Source organism: Pseudoclavibacter chungangensis (assembly GCF_013410545.1).
GTDB classification, from domain to species: Bacteria; Actinomycetota; Actinomycetes; order Actinomycetales; family Microbacteriaceae; genus Pseudoclavibacter; species Pseudoclavibacter chungangensis.
The window spans coordinates 3245335-3263046 of record NZ_JACCFV010000001.1; the positions used below are offsets into that span (position 1 = coordinate 3245335).

A 17712-nucleotide genomic window follows, 5' to 3' on the forward strand; every position below is an offset into this window, starting at 1 on the left:
CCCCAGGCCCCCGGCGTTTCCGGCACCCCGCCCCGCGACAGCGAACCCCGCGGACGCAAGCCCCGCGACAGCGAACCCCGCAGGGCAAAGGCCAGCTGTAGCGGAAAGAAAAGCCGGGTTGTTGCTACCGGGCCCCGGGCCCGGTAGCAACAACCCGGCTTTTTGCGGCGCGCGCGGCTTGGCAGCGGTGCGCTTCAATCGCTCCGCGGGAGCGGGTCGTCGGGTGCGGACGCCGCGTTTCCCGCCACCTCGCTCGCTGGGCGGTCCGGCAGGCGGCGGAATCGCGGGTGCACGAGCACGAACACCGCGACGATCGCCATGATGACTGCGCTCACGATGATCGGCAGCGGTTGCCACAGCCCGTACAGCGCCGTGCCGGCCGTCGGGGCGATGATGAACGTCAGGCCCGTCGTCGCGCCGATCACCCCGGCGAGTCCGCCCTGCTCGTCCCGGTTCACGAGCATGGTCGGACCGGCCGTGTAGCCGGGCATCGCGATGCCGAGCCCGAGTCCGATCACGAGCACGGAGCCGACGAGGAGCACGGGGCCCGCGTCGACGACGAGGAGGACGAAGCCGACGAACGCGACCGCCGTGCCGACGCGCAACAGCACGGCGGGCGACCAGCCGCTGCGCGGCACGACGATCGCCTGGGCGACGATCATGCCGATGCCTGCCGCGAAGAGCGTCGCGCCCGTCACGATGCCGGTCGTGCCGGCGTCGAGGCCGAGCCGGTCCTGCACGATGAATCCCGTGATGACCTGGATGAAGCCAAGTGCCGTGAACATGCCGAACCCAGCGAGCAGGAACGGCCGCACGCGTGTGTCGAACGGGCTCACGCGCGCGGGTTCGGCGATGAGCTCGGTCCGCGGCTCGCGGCGCAGCCGGAACGCGACCAGTGCGAGCCCGAACACCAGGAGCACCGGCACGGCCACGAGCGGCGCGACGAGCCCGAACGCGGACAGCGCGTCGCCGACGACCGCGCCGCCGATCATCGCGATGCCCTGCACGGCCCCGACACCGGACATGCCCTTCACGCGCGTCGCCTCGTCGGTCGTGACGTCGGCGATGTAGGCCTGCGCCGTCGGTGGCACGGCAGCGATCGCCGTGCCGAACGCGACGCCGCGCAGCAGCACGAACCCGACGAACAGTCCGACGCCCGTCACGAGCCCGACCATGCCGAACCACGCGAGCAGTCCGAAGAGCGACATGGCGACGACCGCGAGCGCGAACGCGGCGACGAGGACGGGCTTGCGTCCCCACGCCTGCGAACGGCGGCCCCAGAACTGACTCGTGAGGACGACCATGACCGCGGCTGCGCTGATGGTCGCCCCGATCTGCCATTCGGCGAGCCCGACCTCGCGTGAGAGCGGGGCGATGATCGGGTTCAGGGTCATCTGCCCGAGATACACGAGCAGGACCGCGCCGAGCAGGAGTGGGATCTGCGGCTTCGCCGTCCGTGACGTCGTCGACGTGTCGCTCGTCATCGTGCCTCCCTCGTACCCGTGCCCGCCGCCGTCGTTGCATTCGTCGCAGTCGCAGTCGCGTGCTCGGCCTCCGCGGTCGACGTCACCGAAGACGGCACCACGACGCGTGTGCCGTCACCTTCGCCCTCGCCATCGCTGTCGCTGTCGGCGATCTCGTCCCCGCCGCCGTCGTCGAGGGACTCACGATCGGTGCCGGTTCGAGGCACGCCCTCGCCCTCGGGTCCGCGCACACGACCGAGACCCGTTCCCGTCGCAGCGTCGCCCTCCGGTCCAGGCACACCACCGGTGTCCGTTCCCGTCACACCGTCGCCCTCGCTCCCGACACGGAGAACCGCACCGGCCAGCGGCTCGACACCGGAGACCACCGCCGCGGCGGTGACGCCCGGCCCGCCGTCGCGGCCGCCGAGCCGCTCGAGGGTGAGCACGCGATCGGCGGCGAGCGACAGCAGGTCGTCGTCGTGGCTGATGAGCACGACGATCGCGCCGTCCTCGGCGACCCTGCGGATCTGGTCCGAGATCGACTGCAGGTGTCGGCGGTCGACGCCGGAGCTCGGTTCGTCGAACACGACGACGCGTCGATCCGAGACCCGGACGGAGGCGACGACGAGTCGCTGCTGTTGTCCGCCCGAGAGGCTGAGCGGATGCCGCTCGGCGAGGGCACCGAGGTCGAGCGCATCGAGCACCGCCGAGGGATCGGGCCGCTCGTGGCCGTCGTCGTCGCGTCCGGTCCGTGTCCGAGCGCCCGATGCGGCGAGGGCGATCTCGGCGTCGACCGTGTCGGTGAAGAGCTGTCGCTGGACGTCCTGCATGACGATCGCGCTCCGCCGCTGCAACCGTCCCGGCGTCATCGTCCGCCCGTCGAGACGGATCGTTCCGGTCGCGCGCTGCAGTCCGGTGACGATGCGCGCGAGCGTGGACTTCCCCGCACCGTTCACGCCGCGCACGGCCGTGACCTCGCCGGCGGGGAACGCGAGTCGTTCGATGTCGAGCACGGTCCGTCCGCCGAGTCGGCATCGCACGTCGACGAGCTCGAGTGCCCCGCCGGCCGCGGCGGACGCGTCGACGCCCCCGGCGACACTCGCGCCGCTCGCGGGCAACGGTGCGATCCGTGGGGCCCGGATCGCGCCGCGGAGCCCCTCGCGCGCGAGCGTCTCGTCGCTCACCTCGCGGAACGCCTCGGCGCTCCACTCGCGGCCGATCCGACCGTCGCGCATGACGGCGACGCGGTCGAGGAGCCCGTCGAGGTATCGCAGCCGGTGCTCGGCCACGACGATCGTCACGCCGCGCGCCTTGAGCGCCGCGAGGTTCGCGGTGAGCCGGTCGACCGCATCGGCGGAGAGGTTCGAGCTCGGCTCGTCGAGCAGCACGATGCGTGGTTCGTGCAGTGTCGCCGCGGCGATCGCGACCTGCTGCTGTTGCCCGCCGGACAGGTGCTGCAGCGACTGTTCGACGGGCACGTTCGCGGCGAGCTCGGTGACGGCCGAGCCGACGCGCTCGCGGATGGTCGCCGAGGGGAAGCCGAAGTTCTCCATCGCGAACGCTGCCTCCTCGGCCACGGTGTCGGCGAAGAACTGCCGACGCGGGTGCTGGAGGACGGTGCCGGTGACGAGGCCGAGCTCGTCGAGCTCCGCGGTCGCGGTCGTGATGCCCTCGACCGTGACGGTGCCGGTGAGCACGCCTTCGTCGTGGAAGTGGGGCACGAGCCCGTCGACGAGCCGGAGCGCGGTGGACTTACCGGATCCGCTCGCGCCGCAGAGCACGACGCACTCCCCCGGCGCGATGCGCAGGTCGAGGCCGACGAGCGAGGGGCCGTCGGCGTGCGGGTACGTCCAGGTGACGTCGTCGAGTTCGATCATCCGAGTGGTGAGGGGAGCAGGAGGCTCGCCGCGGCGAGCGCGGCGACGGCCAGGACGAGCAGGAGGTCGGCGATCCCGAACCGTGGCGGGATCATCGCGGTCGGGACGCGGTGCGAGCCGAGCCCCCGGAGGATGGCGGATGCGGAGAGGTCCTCTCCGGCGCGGAGGCTCGCGGCGATCATGGGCACCGTGAACCGTTCGATGCTGCGCAGCGGGTGACGGAGGAACCCGCCGATGCCGGTGAGTCCGCGCAGCCGCATGGCGTCGAGCACGGCCCGGGCCTCGATCGCGACGACGGGGAAGAAGCGGAGCATGACCGCGAGTGTGACCGCGATCGCGCGAGGGACGTGCCACGCACGCAGTCCGGCGCTGAGCTGTGTCGGCGACGTGGTCGCGACGACGTGCATGCCGACGCCGATGGCCGTCACGAATCGGATCCCGTACACACCGAGGAGCGACAGCGTCGCCGTCACGATGTTCGGCCAGAGGAGCGGGAGCCCCCACCCGATGAGCCACATGGCGCCCACCATGACGAGCAGTGTTGCGAGTCGCCGCCATGCGCGGTCCCACACCGCGAGACCGACGGCCAGGAGGATGCCGGGGAGCACGAAGCGCAGGCCGCCGGGTGCCATGACGAGCCCGCTCACGAGCACGAGGAGCACGATCTTCGTGCGCGGGTCGAGCCCCCGCCGACGTGCGGTGAGCACGTCGACGGGAACTCGCACCGCGGTGGTCGTCGCTGCGGTCACGGGTCAGGCGAGCCCGGCGCGGACGAAGTGCTTGCGGAGGATCGCGGAGCCGAGCAGGCCGCCGAGGAACCCGAAGACGAGGGTCGAGACGTTGTAGATCCACACCACGGTCAACGAGAAGAGCTGGTCGAACGCGGCGACGTACTCCGGCCCCATGACGGACATGCCCTGCGAGGCGAGGTACTCCTGGCGGTTGATGACGAGTGGCAGGAGCGGGCCGATGAACCAGAGCGAGTAGACGGCGTAGGTCCAGATCGCCGCCCATCGGGAGCGGTAGCGGCCGAGCCACAGCACGACCTCGGCGACGAGCGAGACGACGATCGTGAGCAGGAAGCTGATGAGCGGCTGCCCCGAGACGAGGTACACGGCACCGACGACGAGGCCGAACAGGGTGACCATGCCCGCGTGCTTCACGCGCGTGAGGAAGAGCATGTAGGGGATGCCGGCCGCGACGATCGCGAGCGGCAGGGTGAGCAGCATCGCGAGCGGCCCGATGATCCCGAGCATGGCGATCGCGTAGACCACGACGAAGTAGATGACGCCGAAGATCGCGACGCTCAGGAGGTCGCGGGCGCTGAACTTCACGCTGAAAGGTGGGCGGGCGGCGTCCGTTCCGCGCGCGGACGGGCTCGCGGGTGCGGCCGTCGCGGCGGCCGGTGCCGCCGTCGCGGTCGTCGTGTCGGTGCCGGTGTCGGCGGCCGTTGCGGCGCCGGTGTCGTCGGCGGACGCCGTGGCGCCCGCGTCCCGGGTGGTGTCGTCGGTCAACGTGGTTCCTTTCGACCGGTGGTGGTTCTGTTCGCTGTGTGCGCCGCGGGCGGCAGCGCGTCAGTTCTCGGCGGTGAGTTGCCAACCCGCCGCGTCGACGCGCTCGCGCCAGTAGCGGGCGTAGGCACCGTCATGAGCGAGCAGTTCGGCGTGCGTCCCCGCTTCACGGATGCCGCCCTCGCCGTCGAGCATGATGATGTGGTCGGCGGTCATGATCGTCTGCAGACGGTGCGCGACGACGACGAGTGTGCGGTCGGCGCGCACCTGGTCGATCGCGTCGCCGATCGCGATCTCGTTGCCGATGTCGAGCGCGGCGGTCGCCTCGTCGAGCAGCACGATCGGGGCGTCCTTGAGGAGCGCGCGGGCGATCGAGACGCGCTGGCGCTCGCCGCCGGAGAGGTTCGAGCCGCCCTCGCCCACGCGCGCGTCCCAGCCACCCGGCAGCCGCTCGACGATCTCGTCGACGCGTGCCCGGGTGGCGGCGGCGACGACCTCGTCGCGGGAGAGGTCGGGGTTGCCGATCCAGATGTTGTTGATGATGGAGTCGTCGAAGAGGTACACGTCCTGGAAGACGGGCGCGACGGCACTCTCGACGGCATCGGTGCCGAGCTCGGGCACGGGGATGCCGCCGATCGAGACGGTGCCGCCCTCCGGGTCGTAGAACCTCGCGATGAGCTTCGTGATCGTGGTCTTACCGGACCCCGAGGGGCCGACGATCGCGGTCATGCGTCCGCCGGGTGCGGTGAACGTGAGGTGTTCGAGGACGGGCGGGCCACCGTAGCCGAACGTGACGTCGTCGAACGTGATCGTGTGCCCGTCCGGGGTCGCGGGCGTGGCGGGCTCGGGGAGCCGGTCGACGGCGGCCAGCCGGTCGAGCTGGTCGAGTGTCGTCTTCGCGACCGCGACGCCGCCACCGAGCGAGCCCGAGTTCGCGATGGGCTCCGTGAACCGCACGCCGAGCACGAGCAGCGCGATGAGGGTGGCCGGGTCGAGCGAGCCCCCGATCGCGAGGTAGGCGCCGAGCACGATGACGACGGTGAGCGAGAGCTGCACGACGCCGCCGAAGGTCGCGATCCCGGCACCGCCCGTGATGAGCAGTCCGCGGTAGGCGCGGTGCTGGTGCTGCAGCGATTCCTCGACGAGCCGGTCGGCGACCGAGCCCTCACCGGCCGTCCGCAGTGCGGGCTGGACACGAGCGAACTCGATGACGCGGGCCGACGCCTCGCCGACCGCCTCCTGGTGGGCGATGTCGTCGCGCTCCATGCCCGTGCGCAGCCAGCGGTAGACGAACCACATGACGGGCACCGTCGCGGTCATCGCGAGCGCCAGCCGCCAGTCGAAGGCGTACATGCCGACGAGGACGGTCGCGGGCGTGATGAAGCCCGTGAGCATGAGGCGCACGATCGAGTACGGCGTGGACGACACGAACATCGCGCCCTGTGTGGCGATGTGCGACATGCTGCCGGAGCGATCGGTCGCGAACCACGCGATGGGCAGTTCGACGAGCCGGTCGCCGAGCCGCGTGAGGAGGGAGTCGAGGAGTTCGGTGCTCGCCTTCATACCGATCTGGCTCGCGAACCAGAAGGCGCCGACGTAGAGGACGGCGACGACGCCGAGCGCGATGAGCCAGGTGCCGACGGTCGCGAGATCGCCGGCCATGAACGCCCGCAGGACGGGCACGAGCATGAGGAACGCGATGCCCTGCAGGATCGCGGTCGCGACGATGAAGACGAGCTCGGTGACGAGCAGCCGTCGGGCGCTCGGGGATGCGTACTGGAGGAGTCGGCGGATCATGACTCTGCCCCTTCCGGCAGCGTGCGGGCGTGATTGGACTGGTAGTCGGCCCACATGGCGGCGAAGCGGCCGCCCGCGGCGACGAGTTCGGCGTGCGTGCCGCGTTCGACGATGCGGCCCTCGTCGAGCACGAGGATCTGATCGGCACCGACGATCGCGTGGAGGCGATGGGCGATGACGAGGACCGTGCGCTTCACGGCGAGGGTACTCAGCGCCGCCTGGATCGCGGACTCGGAGTCGGGGTCGGCGAACGCCGTGGCCTCGTCGAGCACGAGCACGGGTGCGTCGGCGAGCAGGGCGCGGGCGATCGTGACGCGCTGCGCCTCGCCGCCCGAGAGGTTCGCGTCGTCGCCGACGACCGAGTCGTAACCGCGCTCGAAGCGGAGGATGCGGTCGTGGATCTGCGCGGCGGTCGCCGCACGCTCGACCTCCTCGTCGCTCGCGTCGGGGCGCGTGAGTCGGATGTTGTCGCGCAGGCTCGCGCGCAGGAGTTGCACGTCCTGGAACACGAAGCCGACCTGTCGGTAGAGCTCGGCGGTCGGCACCTCGCGCACGTCGGCGGCACCGATCGCGACGTGACCGGTGTCGACGTCGTAGAACCGGGGCACGAGCTTCGCGAGGGTCGACTTGCCGGATCCCGAGGCGCCGACGAGCGCGGTGACCGTGCCGGGCGGGCAAGTCGCCCCGATCTCGTCGAGCACGCGGTGCTCGCCGTCGTAGCTGAAGCCGACGTCGACGAGTTCGACCGAACCCGAGGCGGGCGTGGTCGGTGTCGTCGGCCGGGGCACGGTGGGGAGTGCGAGGAATCCTGTCAGCGATTGCTGCGCCTTGACGGCGTTGCGCAGGAACTGGGCGGAGTTGCCGAGCTTCATGAGCGGTCCGGTGAGGCCGAGGCCGAGCAGCGCGCCGGGGAGCACGTCGATGGGGTCGGCCGCGCCTGCGCCGACGAGCCAGAGCCCGGCGGCGAGCAGCCAGAGGAGGACGACGACGGGTGAGGTGACGATCTCGATGATCGTGAAGATGACGGCCGTGTCCCGCGTCCACGTGCCGACGAACTCGACGTAGCCGTCCTGTTGCTCGCGGTAGCGGCGGTGACTGCGGCCGACCTGCCCGAAGCGCTTGACGACGGCGATGCCCTGCACGAACTCGACGGTCGCATTGGCGAGGCGCTCCGAGGCCTGCTCGTACTGCGCGTACTTCTCTTCCCCGCCCCGCATCATGAGCGGGTACAGCAGGACGGTCACGACGAGCGGCACGAGGGCCGCGAGGGCGAGCTGCCACTGCACCGCGAACAGGGAGACGAGGCTGATGAGCGGCACGGCGACCGCGGTGATGACGTCCTGGATCGCGTGCGCGACGAGCTGGTGGAGGGCGACGACGTCGTTCTCGACGAGCTTGCGCACGGTTCCGGAGGCGCGCCGGTCGAACCATCCGAGCGGCAGCCGCTCGAGGTGACGGATGATGCTCCGCCGGAGCGAGAGCTGCAGTTCGGCGTCCGCCAGGTGGCTCACCATCCCGGAGGCGAACGCGGCGACGAAGCTGACGAGGAGTGCCCCCACGGCGACCGCGACGACGATCCACACCCGGCCGGCATCGATCGGCGCGCCCGAGAGCGCGGGCAGCACGGCGCGCGCGAGCTCGACGATCGCGATGAACGGGACGATGCTCGCCACCGCGCCGATGAGACTTAGCAGGATGATGCCGGCGAGGCTACCGCGCACGGGGTCGAAGAACCCTCCCTCACCGTCGGCCGGTGCCGTGCGACCCTTCCCTCGCGCGGGACCGCTCCCGACCTCCGCCGCCGGGGCGTCCGCCCCGGGCGACACCTGCGTCTCGGCATCCGCATCCGACACGTGTCACACTCCTGTCCATCCACAGTTCTTGAGAACGATTATCGACTATACGCCGAACACTGTTCTAATCGAACACGAGTCGCGTGCCTTAGGCAAGCCTTACCTCGACCGGGTTCACATGTCGCATCACGCACACTGGTACGCGTCGAGAGGAGCTGCGCCATGGCCGGTACGTCCGCGAGCCCGTTCCACGTCGGCCTCACCCCCGCCCGCGTGATCGATTGCGCGCTCGAGCTCACGGGCGAATCGCACCTGTTCGGGTGGTCGATCCGCGATCTCGCAGGGCGTCTCGGGGTCGCACCGTCGGTCGTGTACCACCACGTCGGCGGGCGGGACCTGCTCGCGCGGCACGTCGTCGACCGGGTCGTCTCGCGCATGGTCGCGCCGAGCGCCGCGCTCCCCTGGCAGGACTGGTTCCGCGCACTCCTGCACGACGCCTACGACGTCGTGACGCCGTACCCGGGGGTCGCGAAGTGGCTGCTGATGCACGGCCCGACCTTCGATTCGGTCGTGTCGATCGTCGATCTCGGCACGTCCAAGCTCGCGGAGGCCGGCTTCGGCGAGCGCACCGCCCAGGCGTACTCCGCCCTGCTGAACAATGCGATGCTCACGGTCGGCATGGGTGACGACCGCCTCGTGCACGAGGAGGACGGCCCGCGCGACCACGCGACGATGATGACGGAGTTCCGAGTGATGTCGACGACGAGCCCGGGGTTCACGGCGCTCGCCGAGCAGATGATGCCGGCGTTCGTCGTCGGTGGTGACGAGGCGGCGCGAGGTCGGCGCGCGTACTACGACTTCGTCGTCGAGACGACCGTCGCCGGGCTCGCCGTCCTGCTCGCGGCATCCGACCCTGCTCACGACGCGACGGGATCAACCGAGTTCGATACCGCGCACTGATGCCGTTCGGTCCGACGCTCCCCAGCCTGTCGCCGGCCTCCCCAACCCGTCGCCGGCACCGCCGCCCGGCCGCCCTGTGGACAACTCTCCGACCACGGAGCACCCCACCGTAGGGTGCGAGCACACTCCGACCAGCCAGGGAGGCCGGCATGACCGAGTCCGCTTTCGGTGACACGTTCCCACCCTTCGACGGCACCGCCGACACCCTCGTGCGCAGCATCGTCACCTACCTCGTCGAGAGCACCGACACCCCGGACGACACACCGGAACGACTCGAACGCACGCTCGGCATCGCGCTTCGGGAACTGGAGGGAAGCGCTGTCGCCTCCGTCCACCTGAACCCGCACCCATGGCGGGCATCGGTTGTGTTCGATCCGATCGGCATCACCGGCCCGAGTGTCACACTTCAGATCGACACCACCGAGAACGACGCCGTGCTCCCGTTCCCGACCGTGGGCTCGCTCGACAGCGAGGGGATCGCCGATGTCATGCGGGAGCACGGGTTCCATCTCGTGGACCGAGGCAGCGCGCACGGACGTTTCGACGGCCGCTCCTTCGCTCGTGGGAACGTGAAGGGGTTCCTGGCCGTCCGGGGCCGGTCCCTCGAGGAACCGAACCGCAAGGTGGTCAACCACATCTCGGCTCGATGGACGAACGGCGATGACTGACCAGGGCGACCCGAGTACGCTCCTCGCGTCCGACCGGCAAACGTCACGACCCCGCCGGGTCATCGAGCAGCTGGCCCGTGCTTCTCGCTACGTGAGACATCAACTGGAAAGCGCCACTTCCGAGGACAGGCTCCGAACACTGCGCGTATCCACCGACCCCGGAGCCGCAAACATGGCCGCCTACTTCAATCCCAACGACCGCAGCATCGTCATCGATCGCTCGGTCACCGACACCGAAGAACTGAATGGCCTCGCATTCATCGTCGGCCACGAATTACGACACGCCCTCAACGGCCCCGACATGGAGCGAGAACTGCACGCCTTTTCACAAAGAACCCGATTCGCAGCAGCGAGGGGGCTCGACTACACCGCGGCCATGTCGGGGATATTGCAAGCCACACGCATCGATGAGGCAACCGCGAACATCGCCGGCTGGAACGCGTACGTCGACACCACAGCGACACTCGTGGGCCATGCACCGACCGCCCTGCAATTGTCGGGTCACTGGCAAGCCGATGTCGTGCTCGAACGTGCCGACAGCGGCGGGGCGAAGTTCAGAGCCGGCTACACCAGCACGGAGGACATGTTCTTGGCAGAAACGGCCACATCGGTCGAGACCATGGCACGTCGGTTCTACGATCGCCCGGGCGCGCTCACGGGTCTCGGCCCTTTGGGCGATTCCGACTACCTGCACTATTACGCCGCGTGGGCGATCGGGCACATCGGTGAGGTACACGTCGCCTACCAGCCGTACCGGGACGAGATGCGTCGCCGGCAGGGCCACAACCCGCGAGCTGCGGGCCCCTTGGGTCTCGATCCGCTTGCGCTCCCGTTCGAGAATCTCGGTATCGAGACCGGGCAGCTCCATCGCACCGGCATCGATTTCGGGGGCACACAGCACATTCCGTTCCTCGACATCGGAACGTCGAGGACGGGGTTCCTCACCGCAACCGATCCGAAACGACTTCCACCCCTACCGCTCCCCCGCCCGGTCCTCGACATGCGGGAGCGGATCACTGCGCCCTCTCTCGACGAACGAGCGACCCCACGGAGCGCGACACGAGCTCCCGGCAGCCGGAACGCGCAAGCGATCTCCGGCGAATCCGCCGTCGTGCGTGCCCGACGCACCACGACACCACGGACCGTCGCGCGCACCGGCACGACGACGCGCACGCCACGAGGACACGACCGCTGAACGAACCCGACAGCACCGGGGCACGTTCGTGAGTCCACCTCGAACGTGTCGACGCAGGGAGCACCCCGCCGAATCGCCGCCCGAAAAAAGCGGCTCTTCGGACATTCGGTGGGGGTGAGGCTCGCCGGGTGATGGTCGGCGGGTAGGGGTCGAGGTCCCCGAGGATCAGTAGCGCCAACTGCTGCTCCAACCGAGGACCTCGACGTGTCTCACGATAGTTCGGGGTGCGCTGACGCGTGCTCCGCCGCCTGCCCGTGTTCCCGCTGCGACTTGCTGCTCGGCCTCGATGGGGTCCATGTCGAGGACGTTGACCGCCGTGACGGGCTGCTGATCGTGACCGTCTCGAGCCCGGCGGCACCGACCGGCTGCCCGTCGTGCGGGGTCGTCGCGACCGGCCGCGGACGTCGCCGACGGGTGCTTCATGATGTGCCCGGCGTGACGCGGGTGCGGATCGTGTGGCGGCAGCGGGTCTGGCGGTGCGACGAGGTGGGATGCGTGCGACGGACGTTCGTGGAGCAGCTCCCGGGTCTGGTGGCCCGGCGCGGGTCGATCACCACGCGCGCCGTCGGCTGGGCGATCGGGCAGCTGCGCCGCGAGCACGCCACCGTGCACGGTATCGCCCGTCAGCTCGGAACGTCGTGGAAGACGGTGTGGCGGGCCGTCGAGCCCGAGCTGGTCAAACTGGCTGAGGACGAGTCCCGGTTCGAGAACGTCACCACCCTCGGCGTCGATGAGCACATCTGGCATCACGTCGACCCCCGAAAGCGCGGCCCGAAGGAACTGACCGGGATGGTCGATCTCAGCCGCGACAGCACCGGAAAGACGCGGGCCAGGCTGCTCGACCTCGTGCCCGGCCGCTCCGGGAAGGCCTACGCGTCCTGGCTCGCCGAACGCGGCGAAGCGTTCCGGCAGAACGTGAAGGTCGCAGCTCTTGACCCGTTCGCCGGCTACAAGACCGCGATCGACGACAAGCTCGAAGACGCCACGGCCGTGCTGGACGCGTTCCACGTCGTCAAGCTCGGCACCGCCGCTGTGGACGAGGTCCGCCGCCGCGTCCAGCAAGACACCCTCGGGCATCGCGGACGGACCGGCGACCCGCTCTACGGGATCCAGACCATCCTCCGCGCCGGCGCCGAGAACCTCACCGAGAAGCAGCGGACCAGGCTCGCGGCAGCGATCGAGGCCGACCCCGCGCACGACGAGGTGTTCGTCGCATGGCAGTGCGCCCAGCAACTGCGTTCCGCCTACCACCAGAAGGACCTCGTCGAGGGGCGGCGGATCGCCGAGAAGGTCGTCGACACATTCCACACCTGCCCGATCCCCGAGATCGCCCGCCTCGGCCGCACCCTCCGCCGCTGGCAGGCAGCGTTCCTGGCCTACTTCACGACCGGACGATCATCGAACGGCGGCACCGAGGCCGTCAACGGGATCATCGAGCTCCACCGCCGCCTCGCCAGAGGGTTCCGCAACCGTCACAACTACCGACTCCGCATGCTCCTCGCCGCCGGCGGACTCACCCCATGACCCCCACCAGATGTCCGAAGAGCCAAAAAAGCCGGGTTGTTGCTACCGGGCCGCGGGCCGGGTAGCAACAACCCGGCTCGATGAGCACGCGACACGAGACGATCTTCCCCGGAACTTCCCGAGCGCGGGTCGTCGCCGACGCCGTCTCGCCGCGGCCTCGCGAGTTCGCCTCGATCGCGGCGCTCGACCACCCCGCCTGTGGACAACTCGTGGCTCGCGGAGCACCCCACCGTAGGGTGCGAGCACACTCCGACCAGACAGGGAGGCCGGCATGACCGAGTCCGCTTTCGGTGACACGTTCCCACCCTTCGACGGCACCGCCGACACCCTCGTGCGCAGCATCGTCACCTACCTCGTCGAGAGCACCGACACCCCAGACGACACACCGGAACGACTCGAACGCACGCTCGGCATGGCCCTTCACGCTTCGGCCGCGCCGGGCAGACCACCCAGGTACTCGGGCAGCGTGCGACTGCAGCCGCAGTGGCGCGGGGTGGTGACCTTCACGCCGTCGAACTCGCCGGACCCGGCACTCACCCTTCAATTCGACGATGCGGCGGAAGACGAGTCGGTTGCCGAGTCGCCCGCTTTCCAACTCGTCGACCTCGAGTCGGTCACCGCAGCGTTCGAGAACGACGGGTTCTCGTGCACCCCTCGATACGGACTGCACGGCACCTTCGGTGGAGCGTTCGCACATCGCGGGGCACTTGTCGTCGCCCTGACCGCACGCCCGTCAGCTGACACGGCCCCGCTCCGTCGTTTCGTCACACATGTTTCAGCGACCTGGGGGCTCGAGCATGACTGACCGTGTGGCCAACCTTCTCGCGCCCGACGACGATTCGAATGGTCTCCGACGGGCGAACGCGAGGCGATTAGTGTGCGAGCTCACTCCGACCAGCCAGGGAGGCCTGCATGACCGACGTCGCATTCGGTGACACGTTCCCACCCTTCGACGGCACCGTCGACACCCTCGTGCGCAGCATCGTCACCTACCTCGTCGAGAGCACCGACACCCCGGACGACACACCGCAACGACTCGAACGCACACTCGGCATCGCGCTTCGACCCAGCCACGGCGCGAACGAGGAACCGTTGTTCTCGGGTGCAGCGAAGCTCGTGCCACCGTGGATGGCGTTCGTCTCGTTCGCGCCACCACACACACCTGATCCCGCATTCACTGTCTGGATTCGCGAGCGAGACGAAGGCGATGCCGACTCGCACTCCACCGTCGTGAGCAATGTCGAGTTCGAGGAAATCGCTTCGACACTCCGCGAACGCGGATTCCAGCAGTTACCACGTTTCGGGCTGCACGGTGGATTCGAAGGCGGCACCTTCCTCCTCGGAGGCCTTCGAGTCACCTTCGACGTCGAAGCGAAGTCGGCCACACAACCGACTCGGCTCGTCATCACTCACGTGTCTGCCGACTGGGCCCGAGACGATGACCGATCCGCGTCATAATCTTCTCCCCCTCGATGGCCCCGAGGGGACTGCGCGGACCGCGGCCGAGATCCGCATCATCGGTATCATCAGGTCGTCGCGTTCGATTGCGGGGCAGCTCGCTCGAACCGTTGCAGACGACGACCTGCGCGCCCTGCACGTCTCAGACCACGCCGGAGCACTCGGCATGGCCGCGTTCTACTCCCCCGAGGACCGGACCATCGAACTGGATTCGGGGTTGATCAACTCACAGGACGACCCGACGATCGCGTCGGTTCTGGGACATGAGCTTCGCCACGCGGAGAACCGATCGATGATGTCCGAGGCGAATCGAACATTCGCTCGCACCGTCAGGGAGAACGCCAAGGAAGGTGGCGACTACACGCGCGCGTTGATCGATGTCCTACACGCGACCCGGCGCAATGAAGCCGAAGCCAATATCGCGGGATGGAACGCGTTCGTCGAAGGCATCCACAGCCGAACTCCGGGCGCCTCACTCACACGATTGGCTCAGTACAGCACCAGCAGGGATGTACTCGAGTTCGGAGCAGACGGCCATGTACGATTCGCCTCCGGGTACAGCGCCAACGAGAACTTCACACTCGATGAATGCGACGAGAATGTCGAAACGATGGCCAGGAGGTTTTACGACCTGCCCGGCAGCAAGACGAGACTGGGGCCGCTCAGAGATTCCGACTACACACACTATTACGCTGCGGCATTCATCGGGCACATCGGCGAGGTACACGTCGCCTACCAGCCGTACCGGGACGAGATGCGTCGCCGACAGGGCCACAACCCGCGAGCTGCGGGCCCCTTGGGTCTCGATCCGCTTGCGCTCCCGTTCGAGGACCTCGGGATCGAGACCGGACAGCTCCACCGCACCGGCATCGACTTCGGGGGCACACAGCACATCCCGTTCCTCGACATCGGAACGGCAAGAACAGGATTCCTCACCGCAACCGATCCGAAACGACTTCCGCCCGTGCCACTCCCCCGCCCGGTCCTCGACATGCGGGAGCGGATCACCGCTCCCTCTCTCGACGAACGAACGACCGCACGAAGCACGACACGAGCCCCCGGCCGCCGGGACGCGCAAGCGATCGTCACCGAATCCGCAGCCGTCCGTGCCCGACGCACCACGACACCACGGACCGTCGCGCGCACCGGCACGACGACGCGCACGCTCCGCGGCCACGACCGCTGAACGATTCCGACATCACCGCAGTGCGCTCGCGAGCCCACCTCGAACGTCTCGACGCAGGGAGCACCCCGCCGAATCGCCGCCCGAAAAAGCCGGGTTGTTGCTACCCGTCCCGCGGCCCGGTAGCAACAACTCGGCTCGATCCGCTTCGGGTCAGGCGGGTCGGCGACCCTCGGTCCACCGCTTCGTGAGGCCGGTCACGATCATCCCGACGATCGCGAGGATCGGGATGCCGGGCAGCGACATCATCACGGCCGGGCCGCCGAGCACCATGAACGCGAGGATCGCGTATCCGGAGAATCCGCCCATCGCGACCGACGCGAGGACGCTGACCAGCACGCTCGTCAAGAGCGCCCACCCCATGGACGCGAACCAGTCGAAGTCGAGCACCCGCTTACCGCCCCTCGCGGCGATCAACGCGATGAGCGCCGCCACGACCACGACCGCCACGTTGGCGAAAAGGACCGCCGACAAGCCATCGAGCAGGAATCGATTCGGCGATGCACCGGGCGACTCGCTGTACAGGTCGGCGTGCGCCGGGAAGAGCGCGACGACGCAGCACACCCCACCCATGACGATGCCGGCATCCCACCGGCGCGGCCGCTCAGCCGACCGCGCTCGCGCCCGTCGGTGTGCGGCCTCGTCCCGCTCGGCGTCTGCGGCCCGCCTGTCATCAGCAGCCAGCCCGTCCGCAACAGGCAGCACACCCGCGGCCGCCCGCCTCTCGGCCGAGGCCCGCTCGACCGCCGCGACTCCGTCCGCGCCCGCCGCGCTCGACGTCGGCTCGCTCCCCGCCACCGACGACGCTCCCGCCACCGCATCCTGGGCCACCGCATCCTGGGCCACCGCATCGCCCCTCGTGGCCTCGGCGTCCGCAACGGACGTCGGCTCGGGATCGGACAAGGGGCTCTGCGCATTCTAGGTGGGGGTGAGGGGGTCAAGTCCGCCGGCGATCAGGAGCATGCGGAGCCGGTAGTTGTCGTAGTTGGTGAAGCCGCGGGCGATCCGGCGGGCGAGTTCGATGAGCCCATTCACGGCCTCGGTGCCGCCGTTGGATGAGCGTCCTGTCGCCCAGTAGGCCAGGAACGCGGCTCGCCACTGGGTGAGGGTGCGGCCGAGGCGGGCGATTTCGGGGATCGGGCAGGACGGGAACGATTCGAGAACCTTCTCGGCGATCTTGTGCCCTTCGACCAGGTTGGGGTGCCGGTAGGCGTCGCGGAGCTGCTGGGCGGCGTGCCAGGCGACTTCAACTTCAACGTGCTCCTCCCTCGTCGCGAACGCCGCGTCGAGCCGGGACCGCTGCCTGTCGGTGAGGCGCTCCCGTCCGGCGCGGAGGATGTTGCGGATCCCGTAGAGCGGATCTCCCTTGCAGCCGCGATGGCCGAGGGTGTCTTGCTGGACGCGGCGACGGACGTCATCAACCGCGGCGGTGCCGAGCTTGACGACGTGGAACGCGTCCAGCACCGCGGTCGCGTCGTCGAGTTCGTCGTCGAGGGCCTTCTTGTAGCCGGCGAACGGGTCAAGAGCTGCGATCTTCACCCCGGCACGGAACTGTTCGTCCCGCTCCTTGATCCAGTCTGCGTACGCCTTCGAGGATCGACCTGGCACCAGGTCCAGCAGTCGCGCCCGCACGCGTCCCGTGGCGTCTCGGGTCAGGTCGACCATCCCGGTCAGCTCCTTCGGACCGCGCCCGCCGTCGGCGACGGGCTTCGTGGACACGTGATGCCACAGGTGCTCGTCCACGCCGAGCACTTCTACGCCATCGAACCGGCCAGGGTCCTGCTCGCGGCGCTGCAACTCGGCCTCCACGTGCGTCCAGACCGTGCGCCACGCGACGCGCAGCTGCCGAGCGACACCGCGCACTGACGCGTTCTCGCGGCGCATCTGCGCCACCGCCCACGCCACCGCGCGAGCCGTCAGCGCTTTGTTGGCCGCCGCGACGGTCGGGTTCTGCTCCGTGAATGAGCGCACCCCGCACCCGTCCTGGCGACACCGCCAGCGGCGCTTGCGCCACCGGACCCGAACCGGAGTCCCGCCCATCGGGGCGTCCGTCAGAACGAGCACCTTCCGTCCCGCCGACTCCGCGACCACTCCGCACTCAGGGCAGCCGACCGGACCCGGCGGCGACTCGGCATCGATCACGAGCACGCCATCGCCGCGACGCTCGACCCCGGCCACCCGGAGCCCGTCGAGTCCGACGAGCAGGTCGCAGCGATCACAGTAGACAGCAGAACATGGGCGCGCGGCGGCGCAGCGCGTAGCATCAGGCACGGGTCGAGGTCT

General features: G+C 69.4%; 15 protein-coding genes. 7 read left to right on the forward strand and 8 right to left on the reverse strand.

Annotation, left to right across the window (positions count from 1 at the left end; genetic code table 11):
• Window positions 1–194: 194 nt before the first annotated feature.
• The 6 genes from HNR16_RS14375 to HNR16_RS14400 are packed head-to-tail and all read right to left on the reverse strand — an operon-like array spanning window position 195 to window position 8501.
• Window positions 195–1484 carry an MFS transporter gene (locus tag HNR16_RS14375; RefSeq protein WP_158041358.1) on the reverse strand — a complete coding sequence of 430 codons (1290 nt, stop codon included), beginning with the start codon at window positions 1482–1484 and terminating at the stop codon, window positions 195–197.
• Window positions 1481–3340: an ATP-binding cassette domain-containing protein gene (locus HNR16_RS14380; RefSeq protein ID WP_218868452.1), complete on the reverse strand. Its 1860-nt coding sequence runs from the start codon at window positions 3338–3340 to the stop codon at window positions 1481–1483. The genes HNR16_RS14375 and HNR16_RS14380 overlap by 4 nt, the downstream gene beginning before the upstream one ends.
• Entirely contained in the window at window positions 3337–4089 is a 753-nt protein-coding gene (locus HNR16_RS14385; RefSeq protein WP_225737923.1) for an energy-coupling factor transporter transmembrane component T, read from the reverse strand. Before HNR16_RS14385 ends, HNR16_RS14380 begins: the two co-directional genes overlap by 4 nt.
• A gap of 3 nt (window positions 4090–4092) precedes the next feature.
• Window positions 4093–4854, reverse strand: coding sequence for an MptD family putative ECF transporter S component (locus tag HNR16_RS14390; RefSeq protein WP_225737922.1), 762 nt, complete (start codon window positions 4852–4854; stop codon window positions 4093–4095).
• Between the two features lie 60 nt (window positions 4855–4914).
• Window positions 4915–6648 carry an ABC transporter ATP-binding protein gene (locus tag HNR16_RS14395; protein ID WP_158041357.1) on the reverse strand — a complete coding sequence of 578 codons (1734 nt, stop codon included), beginning with the start codon at window positions 6646–6648 and terminating at the stop codon, window positions 4915–4917.
• Window positions 6645–8501 carry an ABC transporter ATP-binding protein gene (locus tag HNR16_RS14400; protein WP_225737921.1) on the reverse strand — a complete coding sequence of 619 codons (1857 nt, stop codon included), beginning with the start codon at window positions 8499–8501 and terminating at the stop codon, window positions 6645–6647. Before HNR16_RS14400 ends, HNR16_RS14395 begins: the two co-directional genes overlap by 4 nt.
• A 162-nt stretch (window positions 8502–8663) precedes the next feature.
• Between HNR16_RS14400 and HNR16_RS14405 the strand changes: the two genes are divergently transcribed.
• The 7 genes from HNR16_RS14405 (at window position 8664) to HNR16_RS14435 (ending at window position 15432) form a co-directional block, all read left to right on the forward strand.
• Complete coding sequence (locus tag HNR16_RS14405; protein WP_158041356.1) at window positions 8664–9401, forward strand: TetR/AcrR family transcriptional regulator; 738 nt, start codon at window positions 8664–8666, stop codon at window positions 9399–9401.
• A 149-nt stretch (window positions 9402–9550) separates the two neighbouring features.
• Window positions 9551–10069 (forward strand): hypothetical protein, encoded by a 519-nt coding sequence (locus HNR16_RS14410; RefSeq protein ID WP_158041355.1) that lies wholly within the window; start codon window positions 9551–9553, stop codon window positions 10067–10069.
• Window positions 10062–11264, forward strand: a complete 1203-nt coding sequence (locus HNR16_RS14415; protein WP_158041354.1) for a hypothetical protein — start codon at window positions 10062–10064, stop codon at window positions 11262–11264. The genes HNR16_RS14410 and HNR16_RS14415 overlap by 8 nt, the downstream gene beginning before the upstream one ends.
• Before the next feature lie 204 nt (window positions 11265–11468).
• Window positions 11469–12788: an ISL3 family transposase gene (locus HNR16_RS14420; protein ID WP_420850442.1), complete on the forward strand. Its 1320-nt coding sequence runs from the start codon at window positions 11469–11471 to the stop codon at window positions 12786–12788.
• Between the two features lie 271 nt (window positions 12789–13059).
• On the forward strand, window positions 13060–13593 hold the full coding sequence (locus HNR16_RS14425; protein WP_158042201.1) for a hypothetical protein: 534 nt from the start codon (window positions 13060–13062) through the stop codon (window positions 13591–13593).
• 107 nt (window positions 13594–13700) lie between these two features.
• Window positions 13701–14246, forward strand: coding sequence for a hypothetical protein (locus HNR16_RS14430; protein ID WP_158042202.1), 546 nt, complete (start codon window positions 13701–13703; stop codon window positions 14244–14246).
• Window positions 14227–15432 carry a hypothetical protein gene (locus HNR16_RS14435; protein WP_158042203.1) on the forward strand — a complete coding sequence of 402 codons (1206 nt, stop codon included), beginning with the start codon at window positions 14227–14229 and terminating at the stop codon, window positions 15430–15432. The genes HNR16_RS14430 and HNR16_RS14435 overlap by 20 nt, the downstream gene beginning before the upstream one ends.
• A gap of 150 nt (window positions 15433–15582) precedes the next feature.
• On the opposite strand, the gene HNR16_RS14440 is transcribed toward HNR16_RS14435, so the two are convergent.
• Window positions 15583–16332 (reverse strand): hypothetical protein, encoded by a 750-nt coding sequence (locus tag HNR16_RS14440; protein ID WP_158042204.1) that lies wholly within the window; start codon window positions 16330–16332, stop codon window positions 15583–15585.
• Between the two features lie 15 nt (window positions 16333–16347).
• Window positions 16348–17700 carry an ISL3 family transposase gene (locus HNR16_RS14445; RefSeq protein ID WP_179558092.1) on the reverse strand — a complete coding sequence of 451 codons (1353 nt, stop codon included), beginning with the start codon at window positions 17698–17700 and terminating at the stop codon, window positions 16348–16350.
• Window positions 17701–17712 lie beyond the last annotated feature (12 nt).

Bases quoted from the DNA above. Each gene is read 5' to 3' on its own strand.
- HNR16_RS14375 (WP_158041358.1), bottom strand. From the start codon at position 1,484: ATGACGAGCGACACGTCGACGACGTCACGGACGGCGAAGCCGCAGATC.
- HNR16_RS14415 (WP_158041354.1), top strand. From the start codon at position 10,062: ATGACTGACCAGGGCGACCCGAGTACGCTCCTCGCGTCCGACCGGCAA.
- HNR16_RS14435 (WP_158042203.1), top strand. From the start codon at position 14,227: ATGACCGATCCGCGTCATAATCTTCTCCCCCTCGATGGCCCCGAGGGG.
- HNR16_RS14395 (WP_158041357.1), bottom strand. From the start codon at position 6,648: ATGATCCGCCGACTCCTCCAGTACGCATCCCCGAGCGCCCGACGGCTG.
- HNR16_RS14430 (WP_158042202.1), top strand. From the start codon at position 13,701: ATGACCGACGTCGCATTCGGTGACACGTTCCCACCCTTCGACGGCACC.
- HNR16_RS14380 (WP_218868452.1), bottom strand. From the start codon at position 3,340: ATGATCGAACTCGACGACGTCACCTGGACGTACCCGCACGCCGACGGC.
- HNR16_RS14425 (WP_158042201.1), top strand. From the start codon at position 13,060: ATGACCGAGTCCGCTTTCGGTGACACGTTCCCACCCTTCGACGGCACC.
- HNR16_RS14405 (WP_158041356.1), top strand. From the start codon at position 8,664: ATGGCCGGTACGTCCGCGAGCCCGTTCCACGTCGGCCTCACCCCCGCC.
- HNR16_RS14410 (WP_158041355.1), top strand. From the start codon at position 9,551: ATGACCGAGTCCGCTTTCGGTGACACGTTCCCACCCTTCGACGGCACC.